The following is a 437-nucleotide window of genomic DNA, read 5'->3' as shown; positions in this document are numbered from 1 at the left end:
GGCTCCTTGTCAATAACGGTTGGTGAGGGTCAAACGCACTAAGCAACTTTATTATGTTGTTTGGTGCGTTTTTTATATTCACTTACGAACATCCTAGAAATAATGAGTATTCTAGCTTTGAAGTTTTCAAAGTTTCTATAACCGTAAGATACCCGTTTGATTAATTTTATTTTGTTATTAATACCTTCTAATGGACCGTTAGTTAATTGCGGATGATCAATTGTGTGTTCTATATACGGTAAATACTTGATTAAAGTATTCATCACACGCTGTAAGCCCTTAGAAATAGGCTTAGATTTTGAGTTTTTAAGTACATACGTTAATTGATTGATATCATTTAATCTTAAGGCATCGAGTATTTGATGACCTACCTTATAAGTTTCATGTAATAGATCATCTAAGTTTATTAAGTATTGAACGAGAGAGTGCTCACTCTG

At 32.5% G+C, this 437-nt stretch carries 1 protein-coding gene; it reads right to left on the bottom strand.

The window, feature by feature from the left end; all coding sequences use genetic code 11:
- Positions 1-38 precede the first annotated feature (38 nt).
- A partial coding sequence (locus CD126_RS05655; RefSeq protein ID WP_142381354.1) for a transposase occupies positions 39-437 on the bottom strand: 399 nt, incomplete at its 5' end.

Origin of the sequence: Staphylococcus pettenkoferi (genome assembly GCF_002902685.1) — a bacterium.
Taxonomy (GTDB): Bacteria; Bacillota; Bacilli; order Staphylococcales; family Staphylococcaceae; genus Staphylococcus; species Staphylococcus pettenkoferi.
Note: the sequence above shows the minus strand (reverse complement) of the source record. Positions and strands in the feature narration are given on the sequence as shown.